Source organism: Halomonas urmiana (assembly GCF_005780185.1).
Lineage (GTDB): Bacteria > Pseudomonadota > Gammaproteobacteria > Pseudomonadales > Halomonadaceae > Halomonas > Halomonas urmiana.
On record NZ_VBUI01000008.1, the window covers coordinates 89,029 to 110,585 of the forward strand.

Consider the following 21,557-nt stretch of genomic DNA (forward strand, 5'->3'; position numbering starts at 1 on the left):
GGCGTCGACCCGCGGGCAGGTCGACGCCAGGGGTACCGAGTCAGTTCATGGGTCAGAGCGAGGTGGCGTTGGCGCGGATGACGTCCATGATCTCCGAGCCGAGTTCCTCGTCCATCTGCGGCCAGACCTGCTCGCGGGCGCGGCGGGCGAACTCGGCGAGCCGCTCGTCGGAGAGCTCGAAGTACTCCATGCCGTCTTCCTGCGCCTTGGCGATGTAGTGCTCATCCTGCTCACGGGCCGCCACGAACTGCTGGTCCATGACCTCGATGGCAGCTTCGCGGACCGCCTGCTGATGCGCCTCGTCCAGGCTCTCGTAGGAGCCCATGTTCATGGTGAGGATGCCGGTCATGAAGAAGTGCTTGGTGTGGACGTAGTAGTCCAGAAGATCGCTGAAGTACTCGTAGGGCCAGTAGATGACGTTGCCCGCCTCGCCGTCGACCACGCCGGTCTGCAGCGCCGTGTAGACCTCGCCCCAGTCCAGGGCCGCGGTCTGGTAGCCGAGTGCCTGCATGGTCTGGGGCGCCGGGAACACTGTCATGGTCCGCACCGCCAGGTCGCCGGCGTCTTCCACGGTGAGGGCATACTTGCCACGGGAGGCAACGCCGTTGAAGCCTTCCGGCCAGGGACCGAAGAACTTCAGGCCGATGTCGGCATAGATGTCGCCCAGCAGTTCGTTCACCCAGCCACCCGGGCGGTAGGCCTCCATGGCCTCCTCCCAGGAGAGCGTCATGTAGGGGGTGTAGATGACGCCGATGCGCTTGTCGTAGGAGGTCATCGGCCAGTTCAGCATCATGTCGACACCACCCGCCACCAGCAGGTCGAAGACCTCCTGCTGGCCGCCGAGCTCGTTCTGGTAGTAGACCTTGACGTCGATCTCGCCGTTCGACTTCTCTTCGATCAGCTGGCCCCAGGTCTCCAGGGCATCACCGGCGGGAGAGCCCTTGGTCCCCGAGTCCGTGGCCAGACGCAGGGTCGTGGCCTCGGCATCCTCGATCGACGCGCCCAGCAGGAAAACGGCGGCGGAAAGGGCCGAAACGGCAGGCAGAAGGTGCCCTTTGGTAGCAAGTGTCATGGACGGGATCTCTCGCGTTGTTGTGTTTGGCAGGGGCCTGTTTACCGCCCGCCTGACAGCCGGTCAATCGACGCCTCAGGAAAGACAACTTGGTAGATTCATCATGATTCAAGTCATAAACTGTTGTTATATTCTGATTGATATCCTTTCCACGATATATTCAACTAGTTTTTATGCCACCTGCCAGCGTCCCCCCCTTGCGGTCACCTCTCGCGCATGTCGCCGCAGCGCGTCTGGAGGTCGTAACGAGATACGAGATGGCGCGACAGGCCCGGTAGTACCCAACACCTGTCCCGGATCAAGGAAATTTTCTTCCCATCATGGTCATCCGACCGATTTCGGCGACCAAGAGGGCATTGAGGAGATCGAGGGGGTCGTTGCGCACCTCCTCTCGAGCGGCCACTGGAGACACCTTGCCACCCGGCCTATGATGCGAGGCCGCATATCCCGTTCACGATCAGGAGGTTTCCCCCATGCCCATCGCCATGATCACCGGCGCCACGTCCGGCTTCGGCCGCGCCGCCGCCCGGCGCTTCGCCGACGCCGGCTGGTCGCTGATCCTCACCGGTCGCCGCCAGGAGCGGCTGGACGCCCTGAAGCACGAACTCGCCGAGCGCGTGGAGGTGCTGACCCTGACCCTCGACGTGCGCGATGCCGAGGCGGTGAAACACGCCGTCGAGACGCTGCCCGAGGCGTTTCGCGGGGTCACCTGCCTGGTCAACAACGCCGGCCTGGCGCTGGCGCCCCAGCCGTCGCAGCGGGTCGACCTGGCCGACTGGCACACCATGATCGACACCAACGTCACCGGCCTGGTCAACGTCACCCACGCCATGCTGCCGCTGCTGATCGCCACCGGGGCGGGGGCGAGTATCATCAACATCGGCTCGGCGGCGGCCAAGTGGCCCTACGCCGGCGGCCACGTCTATGGCGCCACCAAGGCGTTCGTCGAGCAGTTCAGCTACAACCTGCGCTGCGACCTCCAGGGCACCGGCGTGCGGGTCACCGATATCGCCCCGGGGCTGGCCGAGACCGAGTTCACCCTGGTGCGCACCAAGGGCGACGAGAGCGCCTCCGAGGCGCTCTACCAGGACACCACGCCGCTGCAGTCCGAGGACGTCGCCGAGCAGATCGTCCACGTGGCGACGCTGCCCGCACACATCAACATCAACTTCCTGGAGATCATGCCGACGCGGCAGAGCTGGTCACCGACCCACGTCGAGCGGGATTGATATCCTCGAGCATGACGAGCAGCAACGGACAGCGCCCTTGGTCGGGGCGCTGCCGGTCGGTTTGCTCACAGATGCGTGGGTACCGCCGACCCCGAGCGCGGCAGCCGCTAGGCGCTGCCGAAGTAGCGCTCGCGGTCCTCGGCGGTGATGTCGCTGACGTGCAGGGGGAAAGCCGCCTCTCGCCGGTCGGCGTAGAAGTGGCGCAGGGTGCGCTCGATGGTCGGGAAGGCGAGCTCGTCCCAGGGAATCTCGTGCTCCTCGAAGAGCGCCACCTCGAGGCTCTCGGGGCCGGCGTCGAAACTGCCGGCGAGATCGGCGCGGAAGATCATGTAGACCTGGTCGATGTGCGGCAGGTTAATCAGCGTGTAGAGGCCATGGATCTCGACCTCGGCACAGGCCTCCTCGCGGGTCTCGCGGGCCGCCGCCTCGACGGTGGTCTCGGCGTTCTCCATGAAACCCGCCGGCAGGGTCCAGAACCCCTTGCGCGGGGAGATGGCGCGGCGACACAGCAATATTCGGCTGCCGCTCACCGGCAGGGTGCCGGCGACGATGCGCGGATTCTGGTAGTGGATGGTGCCGCACTCGTCGCAGCAGTGGCGAGGACGATCGTCCCCGTCCGGAATCACAAAGCGCACGGTATGGCCACAGTGACTGCAGAAGTTCATGGCGCTCCCTGGCAGGCCGGAGGGCGGCATGGCGGCCGCCCGGTCAGGGCTTGACGCCGCTCATGGCGGCCGAGTAGAAGGAATCAAACCCGATGGAAGCCCCATGTTAGAGAACCTTCGTGAACGCCTGCAAGCACACCGCCCGCGCCGGATCAGCCTGCGCCTGCCCGAGGCGGCAGTGCTGCTGCCCATCGTCGACCGCCCCGAGCCGACCCTGCTGTTCACCCGACGCGCCGGCCACCTCGCGACCCACAGCGGCCAGGTCGCCTTTCCCGGCGGCAAGCGCGAGCCGGGCGACGCCGACCTGCTGGCCACGGCGCTGCGCGAATCCCGGGAAGAGATCGCCCTGCCAGAAGAGCGCGTGGAGCTGCTCGGGCGCCTCTCCGACGTGATCTCGCTGCACGGCCTGCGGGTCACGCCCTGGGTGGGAGTGATTCCGCCCGACTTGCCGCTGATCCCCGATCCCGGCGAGCTCGATGCCATCTTCGAGGTGCCGCTGACGCACTTCCTCGAGGACCAGCGCACCCACACCGACGTGATCCGGGTGGACGGCCGGGACTACTACGTGCCCAGCTACCGGGCCGATGGCCAGGTGATCTGGGGACTCTCGGCGATGATGCTGGTGGAGCTGCTCGCCGAGGGCTTCGCCATGCCGATCAGCCTCTTCGAGCGCCCGCCAGGCGAGTTGATCCACCTTCCCGAACGCCGAGTCTCCCGCCCATGATGCCGACACGCGACAGCGACGCCACCGCCCTGCCCCGCGCCCGCCTGGCCGAGCTGGTCGATGCCCTGGTGGCACAGGGCTGGTACGTCGGCGAGGACTTCATCCCCGCCGAGCTGTGCGCGGCGCTGCATCACGAGCTCGGCGCCATGGCCGACCATGAGGCGCTGGAGGCCGCCGGCATCGGCCGCGGCCAGGAGCATGCCCTGCGCCGGGACATCCGCGGCGACGCCATTCGCTGGCTGGACCGCGAGAGCCAGGCCCGGCGGGGCTACCTCGACGCCATGGCCGAACTGCAGCAGGAGCTCAACCGGGCGCTGTTCCTGGGGCTCTTCGAGTACGAGGCGCACTTCGCCCACTACCCGCCCGGCGCCTTCTATCGCCGCCACTTCGACAGCTTCCGCGGCCGCGCCAACCGCGTGATCTCCACGGTGGGCTACCTGAACCCCGACTGGCCCGAGGACGGCGGCGGCGAGATGGTGATCTTCGCCCCCGACGACCCCGAGCGCGAGGTAGCCAGGGTGCGCCCCGAGGCCGGCACCTTCGCCTGCTTCCTCTCCGATAGCGTGCCCCACGAGGTGCTGCCCACCCGCCTGCTGCGCTCAAGCATCGCCGGCTGGTTCCGGCGCAACACCTCGCTGGGCGGCCTGGTGGACCCGGCGCGCTGATGGCGAGCGCAGGCGAGCACGAGCGGCTCAGGGCGCGCCTCGCCGCGCTCGCCGCGCGCAACGCGACCCTCGAGGCAGAGAACGCGGCGCTAGCCGCCGAGAAGCGCCACTACCAGTGGCTGGCCGACAGCACCACCGACCTGATCTCCCGCCACGACCGGGACGGCACCTTCCTCTATGCCTCGGCGGCGGCCCGGGAACTACTCGGCTACACGCCCGAGGAGCTGATCGGCGTCTCGGCCTACGACCTCTTCCACCCGGCAGACCTCGCCGACCTGATCAACAAGTCGCCGCGCATCTACTACCACGACGGCTTCTACCAGCAGACCTACCGCTTCCGGGCCAGGGACGGCCACTACGTCTGGTTCGAGACCACCAGCCGCACCCGCCGCGACCCCGCCACCGGCGAGCTCCTCGACGTGCTCTGCGTCTCCCGGGACGTCAGCCGGCGCCTGCAGGCCGAGGCCCATCGCGAGCGCCTCGCCCGGGTAGTGGAATCGACCACCGACTACGTGCTGTTCCTCGACGGCGACGAGCGCATCTTCACCGCCAACGAGGCCGCTCGCCGCCTGCTGACCCGCCCGGGCCGAGACCACCGGGAGGGTAACGCCCTCAACCTCGAGCAGGCCTATACCGCCGAGTCGCTTTCCGTGCTGCGCGAGGTCGTGCTGCCCGCTGTGGCCCGCTACGGCTCCTGGAGCGGCGAACTCGCGATGCGCGGCCCGCGCGACCCCGTGCCGGTGCTCAGCGTGGTGATGGCCCACCACGGCCCCGCCGCCGAGCCCGATCATCTGTCGCTGATCAACCGCGACATCGGCCTGCGCAAGGCCGCCGAGGCCCAGCAGCGCCGCCACCAGGAGCAGATCGCCCACGCCAACCGCCTGGCCACCACCGGTGAACTCGCCTCCAACATCGCCCACGAGCTCAACCAGCCGCTGGGCGCCATCGCCAACTACGCCAGCGGCGCGCTGCTGCGCCTCGAGGCCGACCCGACGGGCCCGGCCGGCGAGCTTGCCGTGCCGCTCGAGCGGATCAGCGAACAGGTCCAGCGCCTCGCCGAACGGCTGCGTCACATCCGCACCTTCGTGCGCAAGGGCCAGACCCGACCGCGGCCGGTGGCGCTGGGCGACGTCGTCGAGGCCGCCTGCCGGCTCTGCGAATGGCAGTTCCAGCAGGCCGGCATCGCGCTGGATCGCACGCTGCCCGAGGCCCTGCCGCGGGTGCAGGCCGACCCCGTGGCGCTGGAGCAGGTGCTGGTCAACCTGCTGCTCAACGCCCTGGAGGCGAGCCGCCCCCACCCCGGCGCCGACCGGGTGACGCTCTGTGCCCGGCAGAGCGGCCCGCGGGAGGTGCGCTTCACAGTCGCCGATCGCGGCCCCGGCGTGCCCGAGGCCGAGCGCGAGCGGATCTTCGCGCCCTTCCACTCGGGGCGCCCCGACGGCCTCGGCATGGGGCTTGCCATCAGCCATTCGCTGATGGAGGCCATGGGCGGCCGGCTCACCCTGGTCCCGGCCGACGGTTCCGGCGGCGCCACCTTTGCCGGTACACTGCTCGCCGAACCCGGGCCGCTGCCACCGGCCCGCTGAGCGCCTTCGTCCACCCACCTGGAGGGGCCCGTGCCCGACAAGCCCTGTATCGCCGTGGTCGACGACGACCAGGCCCTGCGCGACTCCCTCACCTGGCTGCTCGACTCGGTGGGCCTCAAGACCCTGGCCTACGGCGACGGCGAGGCGCTGCTCGACGCCGAGCCCGGGCGCCACGACGTCATCCTGCTCGACGTGCGCATGCCCGGCCTCTCCGGCCTGCAGGTACAGCAGCGGCTGGGCGAGCGCGGCGACGACACCCCGGTGATCTTCATGACCGGCCACGGCGACGTGCCCATGGCCGTGCAGGCGCTCAAGGCGGGCGCCTGCGACTTCATCGAGAAGCCCTTCAACCATCAGCAGCTGATCGATACCGTGCAGCAGGCCCTCGCCCAGCACCGCCGCCACCGCCAGGCACAGGGCCGCCTCGAAGCGCTGCGCGAGCGCTACGCCGGCCTGCGGCCCAAGGAGCGCCAGATCCTGGTGCACGTGGCCGAGGGCCTGACCAGCCGCGAGATCGCCGCCGAGCTCGGCATCAGCGCCAAGACCGTGGAGGTCTACCGCCTGCGCGCCATGAAGGTGCTGGGCGCGGCCAACTTGGCCGAGCTGGTGCGCCTGTGCGTGGCGCTGGAGCTGGTCGCCCCGCTGCCGGACACGCCTTCCCCCTCCTGACCCCCGCGCCGCGAACCGTCCGCCGGCCGCCTGGCGGTGCCCTCCCGAGCCTCTAGACTGCAGAAAACGCCGCCGTTCGGGTGGCGGCAGCCGACGCAACCTGCGTCAGGGGGAGGTCGAGATGAACAGGACGGACGTCAGGACCCTTCAGCGATTCCTCGCCAAGAGCGGCAGCTACCGAGGCAAGATCGACGGCCTGCGCGGCCCGAAGACCCGCACCGCGGTGAAGGCCACCCTCGAGGCCCATGCCGACCTGGTGCCGGCGGCGGCCGCCGCCTGGAGCGACCGACGGCGCGCCGTCGCCTGCCTCCAGCTCGCCTGTCGCCTGAAGACGATCGAGGTCGGCCCCATCGACGGCCTGTGGGGCCCGCAGACCGAGTACGCGGCCGAGGTGCTGGCCACCATCCAGGCGACCGGCCAGCCGCCCGCCCCCTGGCGGGACCAGCAGCCGCTGGACGCCAACCCCAACGGCTGGGTCCGCGAGGCGGAGCTCCATCAGGCGCTCGGCTCACCGACCCGCAAGCCGCCGATGGTGGTCGTCCCCTGCCCCTGGCAGCTCTGCCTCGCCTGGGATCTCGGCGCCCACCCGAGCGGGATCGGCTGCCACGAGAGGGTGGCGGAGAGCCTGACGCGCATCCTGTCGCGAGTGAACGATCACTACGGCCCCGAGCGCCTCCGGGATCTGGGGCTTCACCGCTACGGCGGCTGCTACAACAAGCGGCGCAAGCGCGGCGGCACCGCCTGGTCGACCCATGCCTGGGGCATCGCCATCGACTGGGACCCGGCCCATAACAAGCTCAAGTGGGGACGCGACCGCGCCCGCCTGGCCCAGCCGGAATACGACACCTGGTGGCGACTCTGGGAGGAGGAGGGCTGGGTCAGCCTCGGCCGCACCCGCAACTTCGACTGGATGCACGTACAGGCGGCCAAGCTGTGATGTGAAGAGCACTGACCTAAAGATCAGCGACGCGAGGGTCAGTGACGTGGGGATCAGTCGCGCAGGATGGTCATGCGGCGCGGCGCGTCCTCGGCGAAGACGTTGCGCCCCACCTTCGCCATGTCCTCGGGGCCGGAGTGGCCGAGCCGCCGCGAGGTGATGCGGTTGCGCAGGTTCGAGGCCTTGCTGGCGCGCAGCGCCAGATCGTCGGAGGCGAAGTAGACGGTGACGTTGCGCGAGGCGTGGGGGATAGCCTCACCGGCGTGCCCCTCCTCCAGGGACTCGTTGACGATATCGGCGGCGATCAGGAAGGTGTTGCGAAACAGCAGCGGTACGCCACCCTGCAGGTAGTACTTGCGCCACAGCCGCAGCGTCTCGCGCAGCATCCGGTTGCCCATGGAGTGAGCCAGCACGTTGATGCGCTTGAGGCAGGGCGTCGGGTCCGACTCGAACTGGTCGCCCTCGCGCCAGTCCAGGAAGCGCTGCAGCACCCGGGCGAAGGAGAAGGCGCTCATGTCGGCACGTCCCAATAGTCCTTGACGATGCCCAGGTCGTGGTCGCAGGGCCATATCAGCGGCACCACCAGCACCTCGCCGGGGTCGCTGGCATCGCAGAGGGCCTGGAACTCGCGGACCGCGGCGAACACATCCTCGGGCAGGTTGGAGAAACCATGGATATAGATCAGCACCTGCTGCGCGTTGGACTCCTTGAGGCGGCGCAGGAACGCCTGGCTGCCGACCTCCTGGTACTGGTCCCGCGCCGACCTCCTCGCAGTAGAAGACGGAGTTGCTGGCCGCGTTGTTGTTGAGGTCGAAGCTGAAGTTGCGGTTGATCCGGGTACGGATGCTCTGGGTGGGGAAGCGATTGGTGATGAAGAGCATGAAGGACCACCTCACGGTGAGCGACAGGTGGCCCTGCCCGATTCCTTCAAGCTTGCACAGCATCCGACCCCGGCCAGCTCACGGCCGCTTCGACGCCCGGGTGGCGGTCGCGACGCTATTTCCGCAACATCTCCAGGTACTGCCGCAGCACCACGGCATTGTTGTGACGAACATCCTTGGCCGCGAACACCAGGGTGATGGTCTCGTGGCCGGCTCGATCGGCCAGCGGCCGCAGCTTCTCGCGTTGCGTCTTGAGCTCGGCCAAGTAGCGGCGGCGAAATGCCCCCCAGCCGAGCTCACCGGCATGAAACGCCCGGCGGAGTGCGTCGCTGGGGGCCACCTCTTTGGGCCAGTCGTCGATGCATGCGTCGGCCTTGGCCACGCCGCGCGGCCAGAGACGGTCGACCAGCACGCGATAGCCATCGTCACGCTCCGGCGCCTCGAAGACGCGCTTCAGCCTGATGCTCATGAACGACCTTCTGGTACGGATACGTCCCCAGTGTAGCCAAGCGTGGCCTCAGGCCTTGAGGACGTAGCGCAGGATCTCGACCACCTGCTCGGTGGTGGTGGCCCAGGCCATGGCCGAGGCATCGACCTCCTTCAGCGGGTGGATGATCGATTCGCCGTGGAGGGTGACGTAGGGCTTGCCCAGCGCCGCGCAGTAGCCGGCATCGAAAGCCGCGTTCCACTGCTTGTACTGGTCGCCGAAGCGCACCACCACCAGATCGCTCTGCTCGATCAGCGTCTTGGTGCGGATGGCGTTCACCTTGGACGACTTGTGGTCGCGCCAGAAGCCCTCGCTCTGCGGGCCCAGGTGATCGCCGGCGGCATCGCTGGCGTCGTGATCGGTGACCGGCGCGGTGAAGACGACGTCGAGGCCGGCGGCCTCGGCGCCGCGCTGGATCTCGTCGCGCCAGTCGGTGTGGATCTCGCCGGAGAGATAGACGTAAAAGCTCATGCGGGCTCCAGAACAGGGAATCGAACCAACATGGTAGCCCAGCCGCGGCGCTAGTGGAAATGCATTCCATATATCGGAGACGTGCGAGACGGGCAAGCCTGTAAGGCCGGGAGCCGTGACGCGACAGACCCTCATGAGCACAGGCTCGAGAGGAGACCGATCATGACGCACACACGCTGGTGGATGGCCCTCGCCCTGGCGATCGGCCTGGCCTGGTCGCTGGGCGCGGCCGCCGATGGACGCATCTTCACCCGCGATGGCCTGGCTATCGGCGGGACCGATCCGGTGGCCTACTTCACCCAAGGCGAGCCGGTGGCGGGCTCGCCCGAGTTCCAGTGGGTGTGGCACGAGGCCACCTGGCAGTTCGCCTCGGCCGAGCATCGCGACCTCTTCCAGGCCGACCCCGAGGCCTATGCCCCGCAGTACGGCGGCTGGTGCGCCTGGGCGGCGGCCAACGGCGAGGCCGCCTCGACCGTGCCCGAGGCGTGGAAGATCGTCGACGACAGGCTCTACCTGAACTACAGCAAGTGGATTCAGTGGCGCTGGGAGCGCGACATACCCGGCAAGATCGAGGCGGCCGACGCGCACTGGCCGGATATCTTCGGGGGGTGATACGACGGGGCGCGCACGACGTGCATTTTTCGGTTGAGCGCCTCGCCATGGCTCAGGCAGGATGAAGACTCAGGAGAACACGCCAGGGACGGATCCATGGCCTACCCCGGAGGAGCCAAATGCAACCGCTGAGCTACTACTACTACAACGTGCTGGAAGGTCTCGAGAAGCCGAGCGACGTGCCGTCGACTCTCCTGCAGGAGGGCTACGACATCCTCTACCGCCTCGGTGGACGCGTCGAGATGGACCTCATCGCCAAGGCCGAGGAAGGCAACGCGCAAGGCGAGCCCTTCCACTGGTACGAAGACCTCGATGCCGAGCAGCGGGCGAAATTGCACAAGGCGCTGGAGGACAACAACCCGGCGAAGATCCTCAAGGTCATGCAGCGCAACGGCTACGCCGGCGTGCTCTACCACCACGCCAGAGAACACTTCCAGTCGGCCGCCGACGTCGCCTAGGACGTTCCGGCAGCGCAATGAAAAGGGCCCGCGACATCGCGGGCCCTTTTGTGTGCTGGTGGATCATCGTCGGTCCTTCAGCAGGCAACTTAACGTTCGGGGGCATCGAGCCGTCGACCATTCAGCGGTAGAAAACGACCTGAAGCGGGCTTTGAGCACGTGCCCACGTAACGCCACTGATCAGTCGCACGGCATTTCGCGTCGACTGTATCATCATTGTTATGTAGCTACTTACTTGGGTCCAATACTTTTAGACCAAAATTCAATCCTATTGCCTTCCGGGTCGTGAATGTGGATTACCTTCGCCCCCCACGGGTGATTTTTTATTGGCGGGGGAGAAAGACCCACTTCACTTAAGTATACATGTATAGCTTCAATATCTCTCACTTCGAGTGTAACGGTAACTCCTTTACCATCATTGCTATCAATTGAGGCTCTTGACACATCTGCAACACTTAAACGAGATACCTCATTTAACTTGAACTCAACAAACCAATCAAGAGAAGTCGTCACCTGCAGCCCGATCCGATCTTTATAAAAGACAACAGACTCCTTCCACTTCTTACAATACAGGATCGTGTTGGATGTTTTTATATGCATTTTCTATTCGGTTTTCCGTGTGAAAATAACGCCAACAGCACGTGAGGCTGTGGAATGGAGGCGAAGCCGCAATGGAGTAGGCGTCGCCGTGCCCGTGATTGTCAGGCCTAGTGTGGCAGTTGGCACGAGACATTGCCGTTATTCACCTTTATGTACTTTCACTGCTCGAGGTCTTTCACAATTGAGCTAAGCCGCTGTTCCGATAGCTTCTCAGTAAACAGCGAACTGATGGTATTGGAGAGCATCTTCACCTTGCGGGGCCGAGACTGTCCCCCAACCAGATACTGAACACCCAGTCACACGGCGCTGCAGCGAGAACCACTGCCTACCCAAGCGTAAGTCCTCTGCAACGCCCGAAATTCAGTGTTCTAGTCACGCTACCGACACGACAGGCCCATGAGGTGCCGCCATCCTGTCCGCTGCGGAAGAAGCGAGTCGCCAGTCGGCAACAATACACATCCACGCGGAAGCATCTGGTAACGGAGAGACTATCAAAGATCACTTTAGCCTGCGTGAACGGAAGCTGATGCATAGGTCGTAGAGGGGTGGTGCCTGGAGGGCGCTGGTGGTCGTAGAAGGCGCCGGCCCTAGCCGCGGCGGCCACTGAGCAGGTGCGCGGAGACCTCGAACACCGCGCGGTCGCTAGGCTCGATGACGTCGCCCAACTCGACCTGGGCCTCGGTGAGCACTCGCTGGATGGTGGCCTCGTCGAGGTGCACGCCCATCACCGGCAGCCAGCCGCGCAGGTCCGCCTCGAGCAGGGAGGTGATGCTGGGGAAGTCGGCGATGCCCTGGCGGGTGGTCACCGTGACATCCTCGAAGCCGGCCTCGCGGGCCATAGCCTCCAGAGCGGCCGCGTCGCCGAGCACGAAGGGGGCGCGAAGCGCCTCCGCGGCGGCGGGGCCGGCGAGGCGCTCCAGCAGCGCTACCTCGCGGGCATAGGTGGGGTTGCCGTCCAGGCCGTTGAACACGGCCACGGCCAGCCGCCCCGCCGGCACCAGCACGCGGTGCATCTCGCCAATCGCCGCCGGCTGGTCGATGAAGAACATCAGCCCGAACTGGCACAGCACGGCGTCGAACGCCTCGGCCTCGAAGGGAAGCTGCTGGGCGTCGCCCTGGCGCCAGAGGATCTCCGGGGCGAGCTCGCGGGCCACCTCGAGCATGCCGGCCACCGCATCCAGGCCGACCACCAGCCCGGAGGGGGCGACGCGGGGCTGCGCCTCGCGGGCGAGTATCCCCGTGCCGCAGGCCACGTCCAGCACGCGATCGCCGGTCGCGACCCGCGCCCGATCGAGCAGCAACGAGGCCCACTGCCGGAACAGCGAGGGCACGAAGAGCGCCTCGTAGGCGCGGGCGGCCTCGACCTCCTGAGTCATCGGTGTGTCGTTCATCACGCGCCCTCCCCTTTCAACGCGCCTGTCATTGCTCCTGCCGTCGACCCGATGGACCAGGCCCATGCGCCACGGCGACGACAGGCAGCGGCGATGCATGGGAAGAGCCTACTCCCGATGGGAGCGGGGGCAGGCGGGCGACAGGCGCCGAATGGTATCAACCGGCGTCACCTTGCCCGCCCTTATGCGGAGTATAGCCCGGCCTCGATCCGAGTTGCGGCGCGGCGGCTTACCCCCGGCTCGGCGCCAAGGCATCGCCGACAGCGAGCGTGCGGCCGCTGCCGGTCAGCAGGATGGCGTTCTGGCCGAAATAACCGCCCGGGGCGCGGCGGGTGTTCATCTCCACCAGGGTGCGCAGCGGCTCGCCGGGCACGGCAATCTCGCCGGTCGTCTGGTCGACGGTGGTGATCTTGCAACGCTGGCAGGGCTTGCGCAGGCCGAGGCGCACCGCGCCCTCATGCAGGCTCAGCTCGCCCCAGCCGTCCTCGGCGAAGGGCTCGGCGGCGTCCACCACGATGCTGGGGCGAAAGCGTTCCATGGGTACGGGCGCGAGGCCCTTGGCCTGCAGGCGGCAGTTGACCTCGGCCAGCGATCCCTCGGAGACCACCAGGAAGGGGTAGCCATCGGCAAAGGCGGTATGAGCCAGCTCGCCGGGGGCCAGGAAGTGCGGCTCGACGCCGCGACGCTGGTCCGGGGCGAAGCGCACCAGGCGCAGGCCGCTGCCCTTGAAGTCCCCCAGCACGGCGCCGAGCCAGGCGGCGGCATCAATGCCCTCGTCGAGCGCCTGACACAGGTCGTCCCAGACGTATACCGGCAGGCGCGGCTGGTCCGCGCGATCGAGCGGGATGGCAAGCGGCGCGGCGGCCGGATGCTCGAGCACCAGCGCCTCGTCGGTCAGGCGCACGCCGATACGGGCCATGCCGGGCAGCTGGCGCTGGGTGACGAAGCGGCCGATGTCGTCGACCACCATCCACTGCCGATCATGGGCCAGGCCCCGCTCGGTCAGCTCGGCGCGCTCGAGGGGGATGCCGCGCAGCGACTTCACCGGGTAGATGGTGAGCTGGGTGATCTTCACGGGTCGTTCCTCTCGCCGAAGGGGCCCCTATCGTGCCGTGCTGGGGCCGCCGGGCATAGTGCCGCGCGGCGCGGGCGCGTCAACGCGCTGTCGGAACGGCAGGCTAATCGCCGCCGCAGCAGCCCGACTCCTGCTGGACCGGCGGACAGGGCACGTCGCCGTAAGAGCAGAAGACGCAGCAGTCGCCCGCCTGGGGCGTCAGCAGGCGATGGCACTGCTCGCACTCGTAGAAATACTGACAGGCGTCGGTGGGCATCGTCTCGGTCTTGCGATGACCGCACTCCGGGCAGGTCAGGGTCGAGGTCGTGACGATCTCCGTCATGCCGAACTCCTCGCAGGGGTGAAGGCTGGAGTTCTCAGCATAGCCACCAGGCTGCCGGGCTCACGCGACGAGGCGGGTGTCACCGTGCGTCCGAAGAGAGCGGCCTCAGAGGCGCTGGGTCTCGATCACGTAGCCGATGATCGGATAGCCCGCCTTCTTGGCGGCCTTCTCGGCCTCGAGCTGGGCCTCGATCTTCGAGATGCTGGTGGAGGCGTGCTCGAACACGGTATCCATCTCCAGCGGCTTGGTCCGCACCGCCAGCTTGACCAGGAGGCCGGTCTTCGGCGCGCCGGCGGCCTTGCTGCGGGGCGCCTTGGGAACCGGATCAGCCAAGGACGAAGCAGCCGTAGAGCCTCTGCGTTTCTTATCGCCCTGCCTGGGGCTCATGAAGTCATCGATATGGCGACGCATCACCTGTTCGAATTCGCTCAGTTCTGTTTCCATCGTCTCTCCGTAAGCCACACTCGTGCGGCCAGTTTACCGATAAGGGGGGTCAGGTCCAGTAAGCGGGTATCAGGCTGATCCGCCCAGAACCCAAACATGGCATGTTACGCCCTGGGGGGGATACTGGACACTCTTGGACAGCGCCGCTTTCGCTTTGCTCGCCATGACCGTAACCTGCGGTTCAATGGACTTAACTATCTCAGCACCGCCTCTCCGCTACCTCAAGGACGTCGAATGTCAGCGGCCGATACCCTGCGCCTGATCCTGCTCTCCACGCTGTGGGGGATGTCGTTCATCTTCATGCGCGTGGCGGTGCCCGAGTTCGGCCCCGTGCCGCTGATCCTGCTGCGCATGGGCGTCGGGGCGCTGCTGCTGATGCCGCTGCTGCTCGGCGCCCACTACCTGCGCCTGGTGCGGGAGAACGCGGGCCGGCTGTTGCTGCTGGGCCTGATCAACCACGTGCTGCCCTTCTCGCTGCTGGCGCTGGCCACCACCCGGCTGGAGGCGGGCTTCACCTCGCTGATCAACGCCACCACGCCGATCTTCACCGCGCTGCTCGGGGCGCTGTTCTTCGCCACCCCGATACAGCGTCAGCAGTACCTGGGGCTCGCCCTGGCGCTGTTCGGCGTCTATGTGCTCTCGGCGGACCGGCTGGACTTCGCGCTGGGCGGCGACGGCTGGTTCATCCTCGCCGTGCTGGGTGCCACCTTCTGCTACGGCGTGGCCGGCAACTACGCCAGGCACCACCTCTCGCACCTGCCGGTGCGAGTGCTGGCGGCCGGCAGCACCAGCGCCTCGGCGCTGATCCTGCTGGTGCCGGGGCTGCTGCTCTGGCCAGAAGCGCCGATCAGCGGCCTGGCCTGGGGCAATGGCCTGGCGCTTGCGGTGCTCAGCACCGCGCTGGCCTTCCTGCTCTACTTCGGCCTGATCGCCAGCGCCGGCGCCACCGTGACCTCCACCGTCACCTTCCTGGTGCCGGTCAGCGCCCTGCTGTGGGGCTTCCTGCTGCTCGACGAGGGGCTCAGCCTGCAGATCCTTTTGGGCATGGCGATCACCCTGGCGGGCACCGCCATCGCCACGCGGATGATTCGGCTGGGCCGCCGCGCGCTGGCCTAGGAGCCTGTCGGATTTGACCGATCGTAGCGAGAGAGACGGATTTCGAGACAAGTTTATCGATCTGATGAGGCGAATAGCCCGCTATTTAACGAATCAGATCGAATGAAATTGACCGAAAGACCGGTTCTCGGAGTAGATCAGCGTTAAGTCCGACAGGCTCCTAAACTGACCGGGGACAGGCCCCTGGGACAGGAGACGCCATGGCCGCCGCCGAGATCCGTTTCCATGACCGGCTGAACGACCTGCTGCCGCCGGCCCGGCGCGGCCGGACGCACACCCGGGTCGTGGCGCGACGGGCGGCGATCAAGGACGTGATCGAGTCGCTGGGCGTGCCCCATACCGAGGTCGACGTCATCCTGGTCGATGGCGCCTCGGTGGGCTTCGAGCACATCCTGGCCGGCGGCGAGCGGGTCGAGGTCTATCCCTGGACCTGCGCCCCGCCAGCGGCGCGACACCTGCGCCCCGCTCCCCCGGCGTGCCCGCGCTTCGTGCTGGATGCCCACCTCGGCCGGCTCGCCGGCTATCTGCGCCTGCTCGGCTTCGACTGCCACTACCGCCGCGACATCGGCGACGCCGAGCTGGCGGCCATCGCCGAGGAGCAGGCGCGCGTGGTGCTGACCCGCGACCGCCCGCTGCTCAGGCGCAAGCGCATCCGCCTCGCCCACTGGGTACGCCACACCGATCCCTGGCGTCAGGTCGAGGAGGTGTGCGACGAGTTCGATCTCTATCCCGCCCTTGCCCCCTTCACCCGCTGTACGCACTGCAACGGCCGGCTGATAAGGATCGAGAAGGCGGCGGTGGCCCATCGCCTCGAGCCGTTGACGCGACGCTATGTGGAGACATTTCGCGAGTGCGAGGACTGCGGCCGGCTCTACTGGCACGGCAGCCATGTCGCGCGGATGAAAGCGCGGGTGGAGCGCCTGCGGCGGCGAGGCCTCAGGGAGCGCGAGAGTTGACCGACTCTCGCACTACCAGGCTGGGATCGAGCTGCAGCACCGGCCGCAGGGGCTTGCCGTGCTCCAGGCGCTCGATCAGCTGGGCGCCGGCCATGGCCCCCAGCTCGTAGACCGGCTGGTGCACCGTGGTCAGGGCCGGGCTGAGGTAGCGCCCGAGCTCGATATCGTCATAGCCCACCACCGAGAGCTCGTCCGGCAACGCCAGACCCTGCTCGCGGGCCGCACGCATGGCGCCGATGGCCACCAGGTCGTTGAAGGCGAACAGCGCCTGGGGCGGCGATGACGCCACGAGCAGCCGCCGCATGGCATCATACCCGCCGTCGGCCAGCAAGTTGGTGGCGACGATGCGCGAGTCGGGCGGACGCAGGCCCGCCTCCTCCAGCGTTTCCAGGGCGCCGGCCAGGCGCTCGCGGGAGCGCGGATGCGAGGCGGGCCCGGTCAACAGGGCGATGTCCTCGAGGCCGCGCTCCAGCAGGTGCTCGATGGCGAGCCTGGCGCCCAGGCGCGAATCGTCGTTGACCACGGCGATCTCCTCACCGCTGGTCGGGTCGGCATCCATCAGCACGGTGGGCAGCGGCTGGCGCGCCAGCGCCGCCAGGAAGTCGGGCCCGCTGTGGGCGGTCATCACGATCAGGCCATCGACGCGCTTGTCGCGCAGGGCCTGCAGGTAGGAGAGCTGCCGCGTGTCGGCGTCGCCGGTGTTGCACAGCATCAGGCTGTAGCCGTGGGCGAAGCAGTGATCCTCGACGCCGCGGATGATCTCGGCGAAGAAGGGGTTGTTGGCGGCCGTCACGATCATCCCGATGGTGCGGCTGCGGTTCGACTTCAGGGCCCGGGCGATGCTGTCGGGCCGATAGCCGAGCTCGGCAATGGCGCGCTGCACCCGCACCCGGGTGGCGGGGGCAACGCGCCGCGTACCGTTGACCACGTGGGATACCGTGGTCACCGATACGCCCGATTGCCGGGCGACGTCCTTGAGGCGAATCATGGCGCGGCGCCCAACCTTGCGGTCATCGGCGTTACTCCTAGGTCCCCAGCGTTATTCCTGAGTCACCAGCTGCAGCGGCACCGGCACGTTGACCTCGACGCTCTCGCCCTTGAGCAGGCGGTCGGCGGCGGTCATGCCGAACTCACCGATGCGCGCCGGCTGCTGGGCGATGGTGGCGCTCATCTTGCCGTCGTTGACGGCCTGGATGCCGTCATCGGTGCCGTCGAAGCCGACCAGCACGACGTCGTCCAGCCCGCTCGCCTGCAGCGCGCGCTGGGCGCCCAGGGCCATCTCGTCGTTCTGGGCGAACACCGCGTCGATCCCCTGGTGCGCCTGGAGCAGGTTCTCCATGACGTTGAGGCCTTCGCTGCGGTTGAAGTTGGCCGGCTGGGTGGCCACCAGCTCGATGCCCTCCATCGCCTCGATGGCGGTCATGAAGCCTTCGCCGCGGTTGCGCGTCGCCGAGGCGCCGGGCACGCCCTCGAGCTGCACGACCTGCCCTTCACCGCCGAGCTGCTCGATGATGAACTCGCCGGCCATCTCGCCGCCCGCCACGTTGTCGGAGGCAATGTGCGAGACCACGTTGCCGCCGTTGGCGCTGCGATCGAGGGTGATCACCGGCACGTCCTGGGCGTTGGCGGTGCGCACCCCGGAGGCCACGGCATCGGAGTCGGTGGGGTTGATCAGCAGCACGTCGATATCACGCGACAGAGCGTCCTCGACGTTGGAGAGTTCGCGCGCGGCATCGTTGCTCGAGTCGAGCACGATCAGCTCGTGGCCGAGCGCCTCGGCCTGGGCCTGGGCGCCCTCCTGCAGGGTCACGAAGAAGGGGTTGTTGAGGGTCGAGATCACCAGGGCAATACGGTCGGCCATGGCGCTCTGGGCCGCTGTGAGGCCCACTCCAGCGGCCACGGCGGTGGCCAGGATCAGCTTTTTCATGTGGCAAGGCTCCTGAGGTCTTGTTGTGGGTGTCCGGGCTCGGGGCGAGCTCAGGACGAGGACTGCGAGCGGCTGTCGATCAATACCGCCAGCAGGATGACCGCGCCCTTGGCGATCATCTGGAAATAGGACGAGACGCCGAGGATGTTCAGGGCGTTGTTGAGCACCCCGATCACCAGCGCCCCGACCAGCGTGCCGAAGATGCGCCCGCGCCCGCCCATCAGGCTGGTGCCGCCGATGACCACGGCGGCGATGGCGTCGAGCTCGTAGGTCATGCCGGCATTGGGCTGCGCCGAGCCGAGGCGGGCCGTCAGCACCACGCCGGCCAGGGCGGCGCAGGCCCCGGCGATGGCGTAGACACTGACCTTGATGCGATTGACGTTGATGCCCGACAGCCGGGCGACCTGCTCGTTGCCGCCGACGGCATAGACGTGGCGGCCGAAGCGGGTGTGGTGCAGCACGCTCCAGCAGATCACGAAGACGAAGAACATCAGGTAGATGGGAATGGGGATCCCCATCCAGTAGCCGCCGCCGAGCTGCCAGAAGGCGTCGGCGACACTCCCGCCGCCGATCGAGATCGGCCGGCCATCGGTGTAGACCAGGGCGGCGCCCCTGACGACGGTCATGGCGACCAGGGTGACCACGAAGGCCTGGATGCGGCCGAAGGCCACGAACAGCCCCGACACCATGCCCATCGCCGCCCCGGCGGCGAGGGAGCCGGGCACGCTGAGCCAGGGGGCCAGTCCCGAGGCGGTCATCGAGGCGGCGAAGGCGCCGCTCAGCGCCAGCACGGCGCCCACCGAGAGATCGATGCCGGCGGTCAGGATCACGAAGGTCACGCCCATCGCAATGATGGCGTTGATGCTGGTCTGCCGGAGGACGTTGAGCAGGTTGTCCGAGGTCAGGAAGTTGTCGCTCATGGCGGCACTGACCGCGACCAGCAGCACGAGGGCCAGGAAGGCCTTGTTATCGATCAGCAGGCGCATCACCGATCGGTTCATGGGGATAGCAGTCATGGTCTCTCAAGTCTCCATCGGCGTGGCGACATGTGCCGCCGCGGTCATGATCTTTTCCTGGGTGGCCTCGTCGCGCGTGAATTCGCCGCTGACGTGCCCGTTGGCCAGCACGAGGATGCGATCGGACAGGCCGATCAGTTCCGGCATCTCCGAGGAGATCAGCAGGACGCACTTGCCCGCGCGCTTGAGCCGGTTGATCAACAGATAGATCTCACGCTTGGCGCCAACGTCGACCCCGCGCGTGGGCTCATCGAGGATCACGATCTCGGGCTCGGGCATCAGCGCCTTGGCCAGCGAGACCTTCTGCTGGTTGCCGCCGGAGAGGGTCTTCACGGGCTGACGGGGGTCGTTCAGCTTGATGCGAAAGGCCTCGATGTAGTGGTCGATGGCGGCGGCCTCGCGGCCGTGGCGGATGACGCCCAGCGGGCCGCAGAAGGCCGGCAGCGCGGTCAGCGACATGTTGTCGGCCACCGAGTGCTCGAGCACCAGGCCCGACTGCTTGCGATCCTCGGGCACATAGACCAGGCCCGCCTCGAGGCCCTGCTGGGGTGAGGTGAAGCGCACCTCGCGCCCCTTGACCCGGACCCGGCCGGCGCGGCGCGCCACGTCGCCGCACAGGGCGCGACACATCTCGGTGCGCCCGGCGCCCATCAGGCCGCCGAAGCCCAGCACCTCGCCGGCGCGGGCCGTGAACGAGACATCATCGACCCCCGGCGCCACCAGGTGCTCGACCTCGAGCATCACATCGCCGGCCTCGGGCGGCTCGTAGGGGTAGCGGTCGGCCAGCTCCCGGCCGACCATCTGCTGGATCAGCCGATCCTCGTTGGACTCCGCCGTGGGGCCCTGATGCACTAGGCGGCCGTCGCGCAGCACGGCGACGTCGTCGCACATGCGGAAGATCTCGGTCAGCCGGTGGGTGATCAGCACCAGCGACTTGCCGGCGGCGCGCAGGGTGGCGACCACCCGCTCGAGTACCGCCGTCTCGACGTCGGTCAGCGCATCGGTGGGCTCGTCCATGACGATGATCTCGGCATCCAGCGAGAGCGCCCGGGCGATCTCGACCATCTGCTGCTGGCCGATGCTCAGCTGCGAGACCGGTGCGCGCGGGTCGATGGGCTGCTCCAGCTCCTCGAGCAGCGCGGCCGCCTCGCGGAACAGGCGACGCCAGTCGACGCTGCCCCAGGCCGTGAGCGGCTCGCGCCCGAGGAAGATGTTCTCGCCGGCGGAGAGGGTCGGCACCAGGTTGAGCTCCTGGTGAATGATGGCGATGCCGGCATCCATGGCCTGGCGCGGGGTGGTAAAGCGCACCTCACGCCCGTGCAGGCGGATCGCCCCGGCGTCGGCCTGGTGGACGCCGCTCAGCACCTTCATCAGGGTCGACTTGCCAGCCCCGTTCTCGCCGGCCAGCGCCAGCACGTGGCCGGCATACAAGTCCAGGTCGACGTCCTGCAGCACCGTGACCGTGCCGAACGACTTGCCGATCCCCTGCAGCGCCATGCGCGGCAACGCGGCCTCGATCGGGGTCTCCGCGGCGATCAAAACGGTACCCCGCTGCGCAGCACGACGTTGGCGTAGGGCGTGCACTCGCCGGTGCGCACCACGAAGCGCGCCTCGGGCAGCAGGCGCTTGAAGGCCTCGTGGGCGACCCGGGTGCGCGCAAGCGTCGTCTTGTCCCGGACGTCCAGGGCATCGAGGCGTACCGCGAGCCGATCATGTAGGTCGGGGCTCGCCTCGCGAAGCTCACTGGCCAGGGTCACCCCCTCTAGGCAGAGCTCGTCGGCCAGCGCATCGAACACCTCGAGAAAGCCGGGCAGGCCGGGGCGCAGCGCCAGATCGACCCGGGGCACGCCCGGGGGAATCGGCAGTCCGGCATCGGCGATCACGAAGGTGTCGGTATGACCAAGCTCGGCGATGAGCGTGGCGAGGGGGGCGTTGAGAAGGCCGCGGCGTTTCATGACACATCCAGGCGGGGTATCGCGATAATGAGCTTCAGCGTAGGACGCAAACGTTTGCGGACGCGATTATCCATAAGTCTATGCCAGACGCAAGACGGCCGTGGCGAGCCAGTCGGCTCGAACCGCTGGTGGAAAAGTGGCGGCGCTCGCCCGGGGGCTTACCCCGCCAAGGGTTGAACCTCATTGGTCTTGGCTATACCTATCCCTGTGAGGGGCCTTGATCACGAGGCGGCAAAGGAGCCCCACGGAAGCTCAGACCGCCGGTAGCACGGTTCATCTCCCCACAAGTCCCACAAGTC

26 protein-coding genes are annotated in these 21,557 nt (G+C 67.6%); 10 read left to right on the plus strand and 16 right to left on the minus strand.

The window, feature by feature from the left end:
- Nucleotides 1-52: 52 nt before the first annotated feature.
- Nucleotides 53-1,072, minus strand: a complete 1,020-nt coding sequence (dctP, locus tag FEI13_RS06790; RefSeq protein WP_138180669.1) for a TRAP transporter substrate-binding protein DctP — start codon at nt 1,070-1,072, stop codon at nt 53-55.
- A 473-nt stretch (nt 1,073-1,545) separates the two neighbouring features.
- On the opposite strand from dctP, the gene FEI13_RS06795 reads away from it, so the two are divergent.
- Nucleotides 1,546-2,301 (plus strand): SDR family NAD(P)-dependent oxidoreductase, encoded by a 756-nt coding sequence (locus FEI13_RS06795; RefSeq protein WP_138180671.1) that lies wholly within the window; start codon nt 1,546-1,548, stop codon nt 2,299-2,301.
- Between the two features lie 107 nt (nt 2,302-2,408).
- Here the strand turns inward: FEI13_RS06795 and FEI13_RS06800 are convergent, their stop codons facing one another.
- Complete coding sequence (locus FEI13_RS06800; RefSeq protein WP_138180673.1) at nt 2,409-2,966, minus strand: NUDIX hydrolase; 558 nt, start codon at nt 2,964-2,966, stop codon at nt 2,409-2,411.
- Between the two features lie 103 nt (nt 2,967-3,069).
- Here FEI13_RS06800 and FEI13_RS06805 point away from each other — a divergent pair, with 103 nt between their 5' ends.
- The 5 genes from FEI13_RS06805 to FEI13_RS06825 all read left to right on the plus strand — a co-directional run bounded on the left by FEI13_RS06805 (nt 3,070) and on the right by FEI13_RS06825 (nt 7,547).
- On the plus strand, nt 3,070-3,690 hold the full coding sequence (locus FEI13_RS06805) for a CoA pyrophosphatase (protein WP_138180676.1): 621 nt from the start codon (nt 3,070-3,072) through the stop codon (nt 3,688-3,690).
- The gene (locus tag FEI13_RS06810) at nt 3,687-4,355 is read left to right on the plus strand and encodes a 2OG-Fe(II) oxygenase (protein ID WP_138180678.1); all 669 of its coding nucleotides are present in this window, start codon (nt 3,687-3,689) and stop codon (nt 4,353-4,355) included. The genes FEI13_RS06805 and FEI13_RS06810 overlap by 4 nt, the downstream gene beginning before the upstream one ends.
- Entirely contained in the window at nt 4,355-5,941 is a 1,587-nt protein-coding gene (locus FEI13_RS06815) for a PAS domain S-box protein (RefSeq protein WP_138180680.1), read from the plus strand. The genes FEI13_RS06810 and FEI13_RS06815 overlap by 1 nt, the downstream gene beginning before the upstream one ends.
- A 30-nt stretch (nt 5,942-5,971) precedes the next feature.
- Nucleotides 5,972-6,610 (plus strand): response regulator transcription factor, encoded by a 639-nt coding sequence (locus FEI13_RS06820; protein WP_138180682.1) that lies wholly within the window; start codon nt 5,972-5,974, stop codon nt 6,608-6,610.
- A 121-nt stretch (nt 6,611-6,731) separates the two neighbouring features.
- Complete coding sequence (locus tag FEI13_RS06825) at nt 6,732-7,547, plus strand: peptidoglycan-binding protein (RefSeq protein WP_138180684.1); 816 nt, start codon at nt 6,732-6,734, stop codon at nt 7,545-7,547.
- A 53-nt stretch (nt 7,548-7,600) separates the two neighbouring features.
- Here the strand turns inward: FEI13_RS06825 and FEI13_RS19255 are convergent, their stop codons facing one another.
- The 4 genes from FEI13_RS19255 to FEI13_RS06840 form a co-directional block, all read right to left on the minus strand.
- The gene (locus tag FEI13_RS19255) at nt 7,601-8,062 is read right to left on the minus strand and encodes an alpha/beta hydrolase (RefSeq protein ID WP_204758372.1); all 462 of its coding nucleotides are present in this window, start codon (nt 8,060-8,062) and stop codon (nt 7,601-7,603) included.
- A complete protein-coding gene (locus FEI13_RS19260) occupies nt 8,059-8,235 on the minus strand; it encodes a hypothetical protein (RefSeq protein WP_204758373.1) in 177 nt (58 codons plus the stop codon). Before FEI13_RS19260 ends, FEI13_RS19255 begins: the two co-directional genes overlap by 4 nt.
- Before the next feature lie 308 nt (nt 8,236-8,543).
- Nucleotides 8,544-8,897, minus strand: a complete 354-nt coding sequence (locus FEI13_RS06835; RefSeq protein ID WP_138180686.1) for a DUF488 domain-containing protein — start codon at nt 8,895-8,897, stop codon at nt 8,544-8,546.
- 48 nt (nt 8,898-8,945) lie between these two features.
- Nucleotides 8,946-9,386, minus strand: coding sequence for a YtoQ family protein (locus FEI13_RS06840; protein ID WP_138180687.1), 441 nt, complete (start codon nt 9,384-9,386; stop codon nt 8,946-8,948).
- 162 nt (nt 9,387-9,548) lie between these two features.
- Here FEI13_RS06840 and FEI13_RS06845 point away from each other — a divergent pair, with 162 nt between their 5' ends.
- Together FEI13_RS06845 and FEI13_RS06850 are read left to right on the plus strand one after the other, a co-directional pair.
- Nucleotides 9,549-9,998 (plus strand): YHS domain-containing (seleno)protein, encoded by a 450-nt coding sequence (locus tag FEI13_RS06845; protein ID WP_138180689.1) that lies wholly within the window; start codon nt 9,549-9,551, stop codon nt 9,996-9,998.
- 119 nt (nt 9,999-10,117) lie between these two features.
- Nucleotides 10,118-10,456: a hypothetical protein gene (locus FEI13_RS06850; RefSeq protein ID WP_138180691.1), complete on the plus strand. Its 339-nt coding sequence runs from the start codon at nt 10,118-10,120 to the stop codon at nt 10,454-10,456.
- A 231-nt stretch (nt 10,457-10,687) separates the two neighbouring features.
- Here the strand turns inward: FEI13_RS06850 and FEI13_RS19720 are convergent, their stop codons facing one another.
- From FEI13_RS19720 to FEI13_RS06875, 5 genes are all read right to left on the minus strand, one after another.
- Nucleotides 10,688-11,056 (minus strand): VOC family protein, encoded by a 369-nt coding sequence (locus FEI13_RS19720; protein WP_138180693.1) that lies wholly within the window; start codon nt 11,054-11,056, stop codon nt 10,688-10,690.
- A gap of 587 nt (nt 11,057-11,643) precedes the next feature.
- Complete coding sequence (locus tag FEI13_RS06860; RefSeq protein WP_158294521.1) at nt 11,644-12,447, minus strand: methyltransferase domain-containing protein; 804 nt, start codon at nt 12,445-12,447, stop codon at nt 11,644-11,646.
- 229 nt (nt 12,448-12,676) lie between these two features.
- Nucleotides 12,677-13,522 carry an MOSC domain-containing protein gene (locus FEI13_RS06865; RefSeq protein ID WP_138180697.1) on the minus strand — a complete coding sequence of 282 codons (846 nt, stop codon included), beginning with the start codon at nt 13,520-13,522 and terminating at the stop codon, nt 12,677-12,679.
- 103 nt (nt 13,523-13,625) lie between these two features.
- A complete protein-coding gene (locus tag FEI13_RS06870; RefSeq protein WP_138180699.1) occupies nt 13,626-13,844 on the minus strand; it encodes a GDCCVxC domain-containing (seleno)protein in 219 nt (72 codons plus the stop codon).
- A gap of 105 nt (nt 13,845-13,949) precedes the next feature.
- Nucleotides 13,950-14,288 (minus strand): hypothetical protein, encoded by a 339-nt coding sequence (locus tag FEI13_RS06875; protein WP_138180701.1) that lies wholly within the window; start codon nt 14,286-14,288, stop codon nt 13,950-13,952.
- 234 nt (nt 14,289-14,522) lie between these two features.
- Here FEI13_RS06875 and FEI13_RS06880 point away from each other — a divergent pair, with 234 nt between their 5' ends.
- Together FEI13_RS06880 and FEI13_RS06885 are read left to right on the plus strand one after the other, a co-directional pair.
- Nucleotides 14,523-15,404, plus strand: coding sequence for a DMT family transporter (locus FEI13_RS06880; protein WP_138180703.1), 882 nt, complete (start codon nt 14,523-14,525; stop codon nt 15,402-15,404).
- Between the two features lie 200 nt (nt 15,405-15,604).
- Nucleotides 15,605-16,360 (plus strand): Mut7-C RNAse domain-containing protein, encoded by a 756-nt coding sequence (locus FEI13_RS06885; RefSeq protein WP_138180705.1) that lies wholly within the window; start codon nt 15,605-15,607, stop codon nt 16,358-16,360.
- On the opposite strand, the gene FEI13_RS06890 is transcribed toward FEI13_RS06885, so the two are convergent.
- Genes FEI13_RS06890 through rbsD form a run of 5 tightly spaced genes read right to left on the minus strand, consistent with a single transcriptional unit; the run spans nt 16,341 to nt 21,258 of the window.
- Nucleotides 16,341-17,348, minus strand: a complete 1,008-nt coding sequence (locus FEI13_RS06890) for a LacI family DNA-binding transcriptional regulator (RefSeq protein ID WP_138180707.1) — start codon at nt 17,346-17,348, stop codon at nt 16,341-16,343. The two genes, FEI13_RS06885 and FEI13_RS06890, sit on opposite strands and share 20 nt — an antisense overlap.
- Nucleotides 17,349-17,399: 51 nt before the next feature.
- Nucleotides 17,400-18,287, minus strand: a complete 888-nt coding sequence (gene rbsB / locus FEI13_RS06895; protein WP_138180709.1) for a ribose ABC transporter substrate-binding protein RbsB — start codon at nt 18,285-18,287, stop codon at nt 17,400-17,402.
- 50 nt (nt 18,288-18,337) lie between these two features.
- A complete protein-coding gene (rbsC, locus tag FEI13_RS06900) occupies nt 18,338-19,303 on the minus strand; it encodes a ribose ABC transporter permease (protein WP_138180711.1) in 966 nt (321 codons plus the stop codon).
- 6 nt (nt 19,304-19,309) lie between these two features.
- Nucleotides 19,310-20,842: a sugar ABC transporter ATP-binding protein gene (locus FEI13_RS06905; protein ID WP_240036458.1), complete on the minus strand. Its 1,533-nt coding sequence runs from the start codon at nt 20,840-20,842 to the stop codon at nt 19,310-19,312.
- Complete coding sequence (gene rbsD, locus FEI13_RS06910) at nt 20,839-21,258, minus strand: D-ribose pyranase (RefSeq protein ID WP_138180713.1); 420 nt, start codon at nt 21,256-21,258, stop codon at nt 20,839-20,841. Before rbsD ends, FEI13_RS06905 begins: the two co-directional genes overlap by 4 nt.
- Nucleotides 21,259-21,557: the final 299 nt, after the last annotated feature.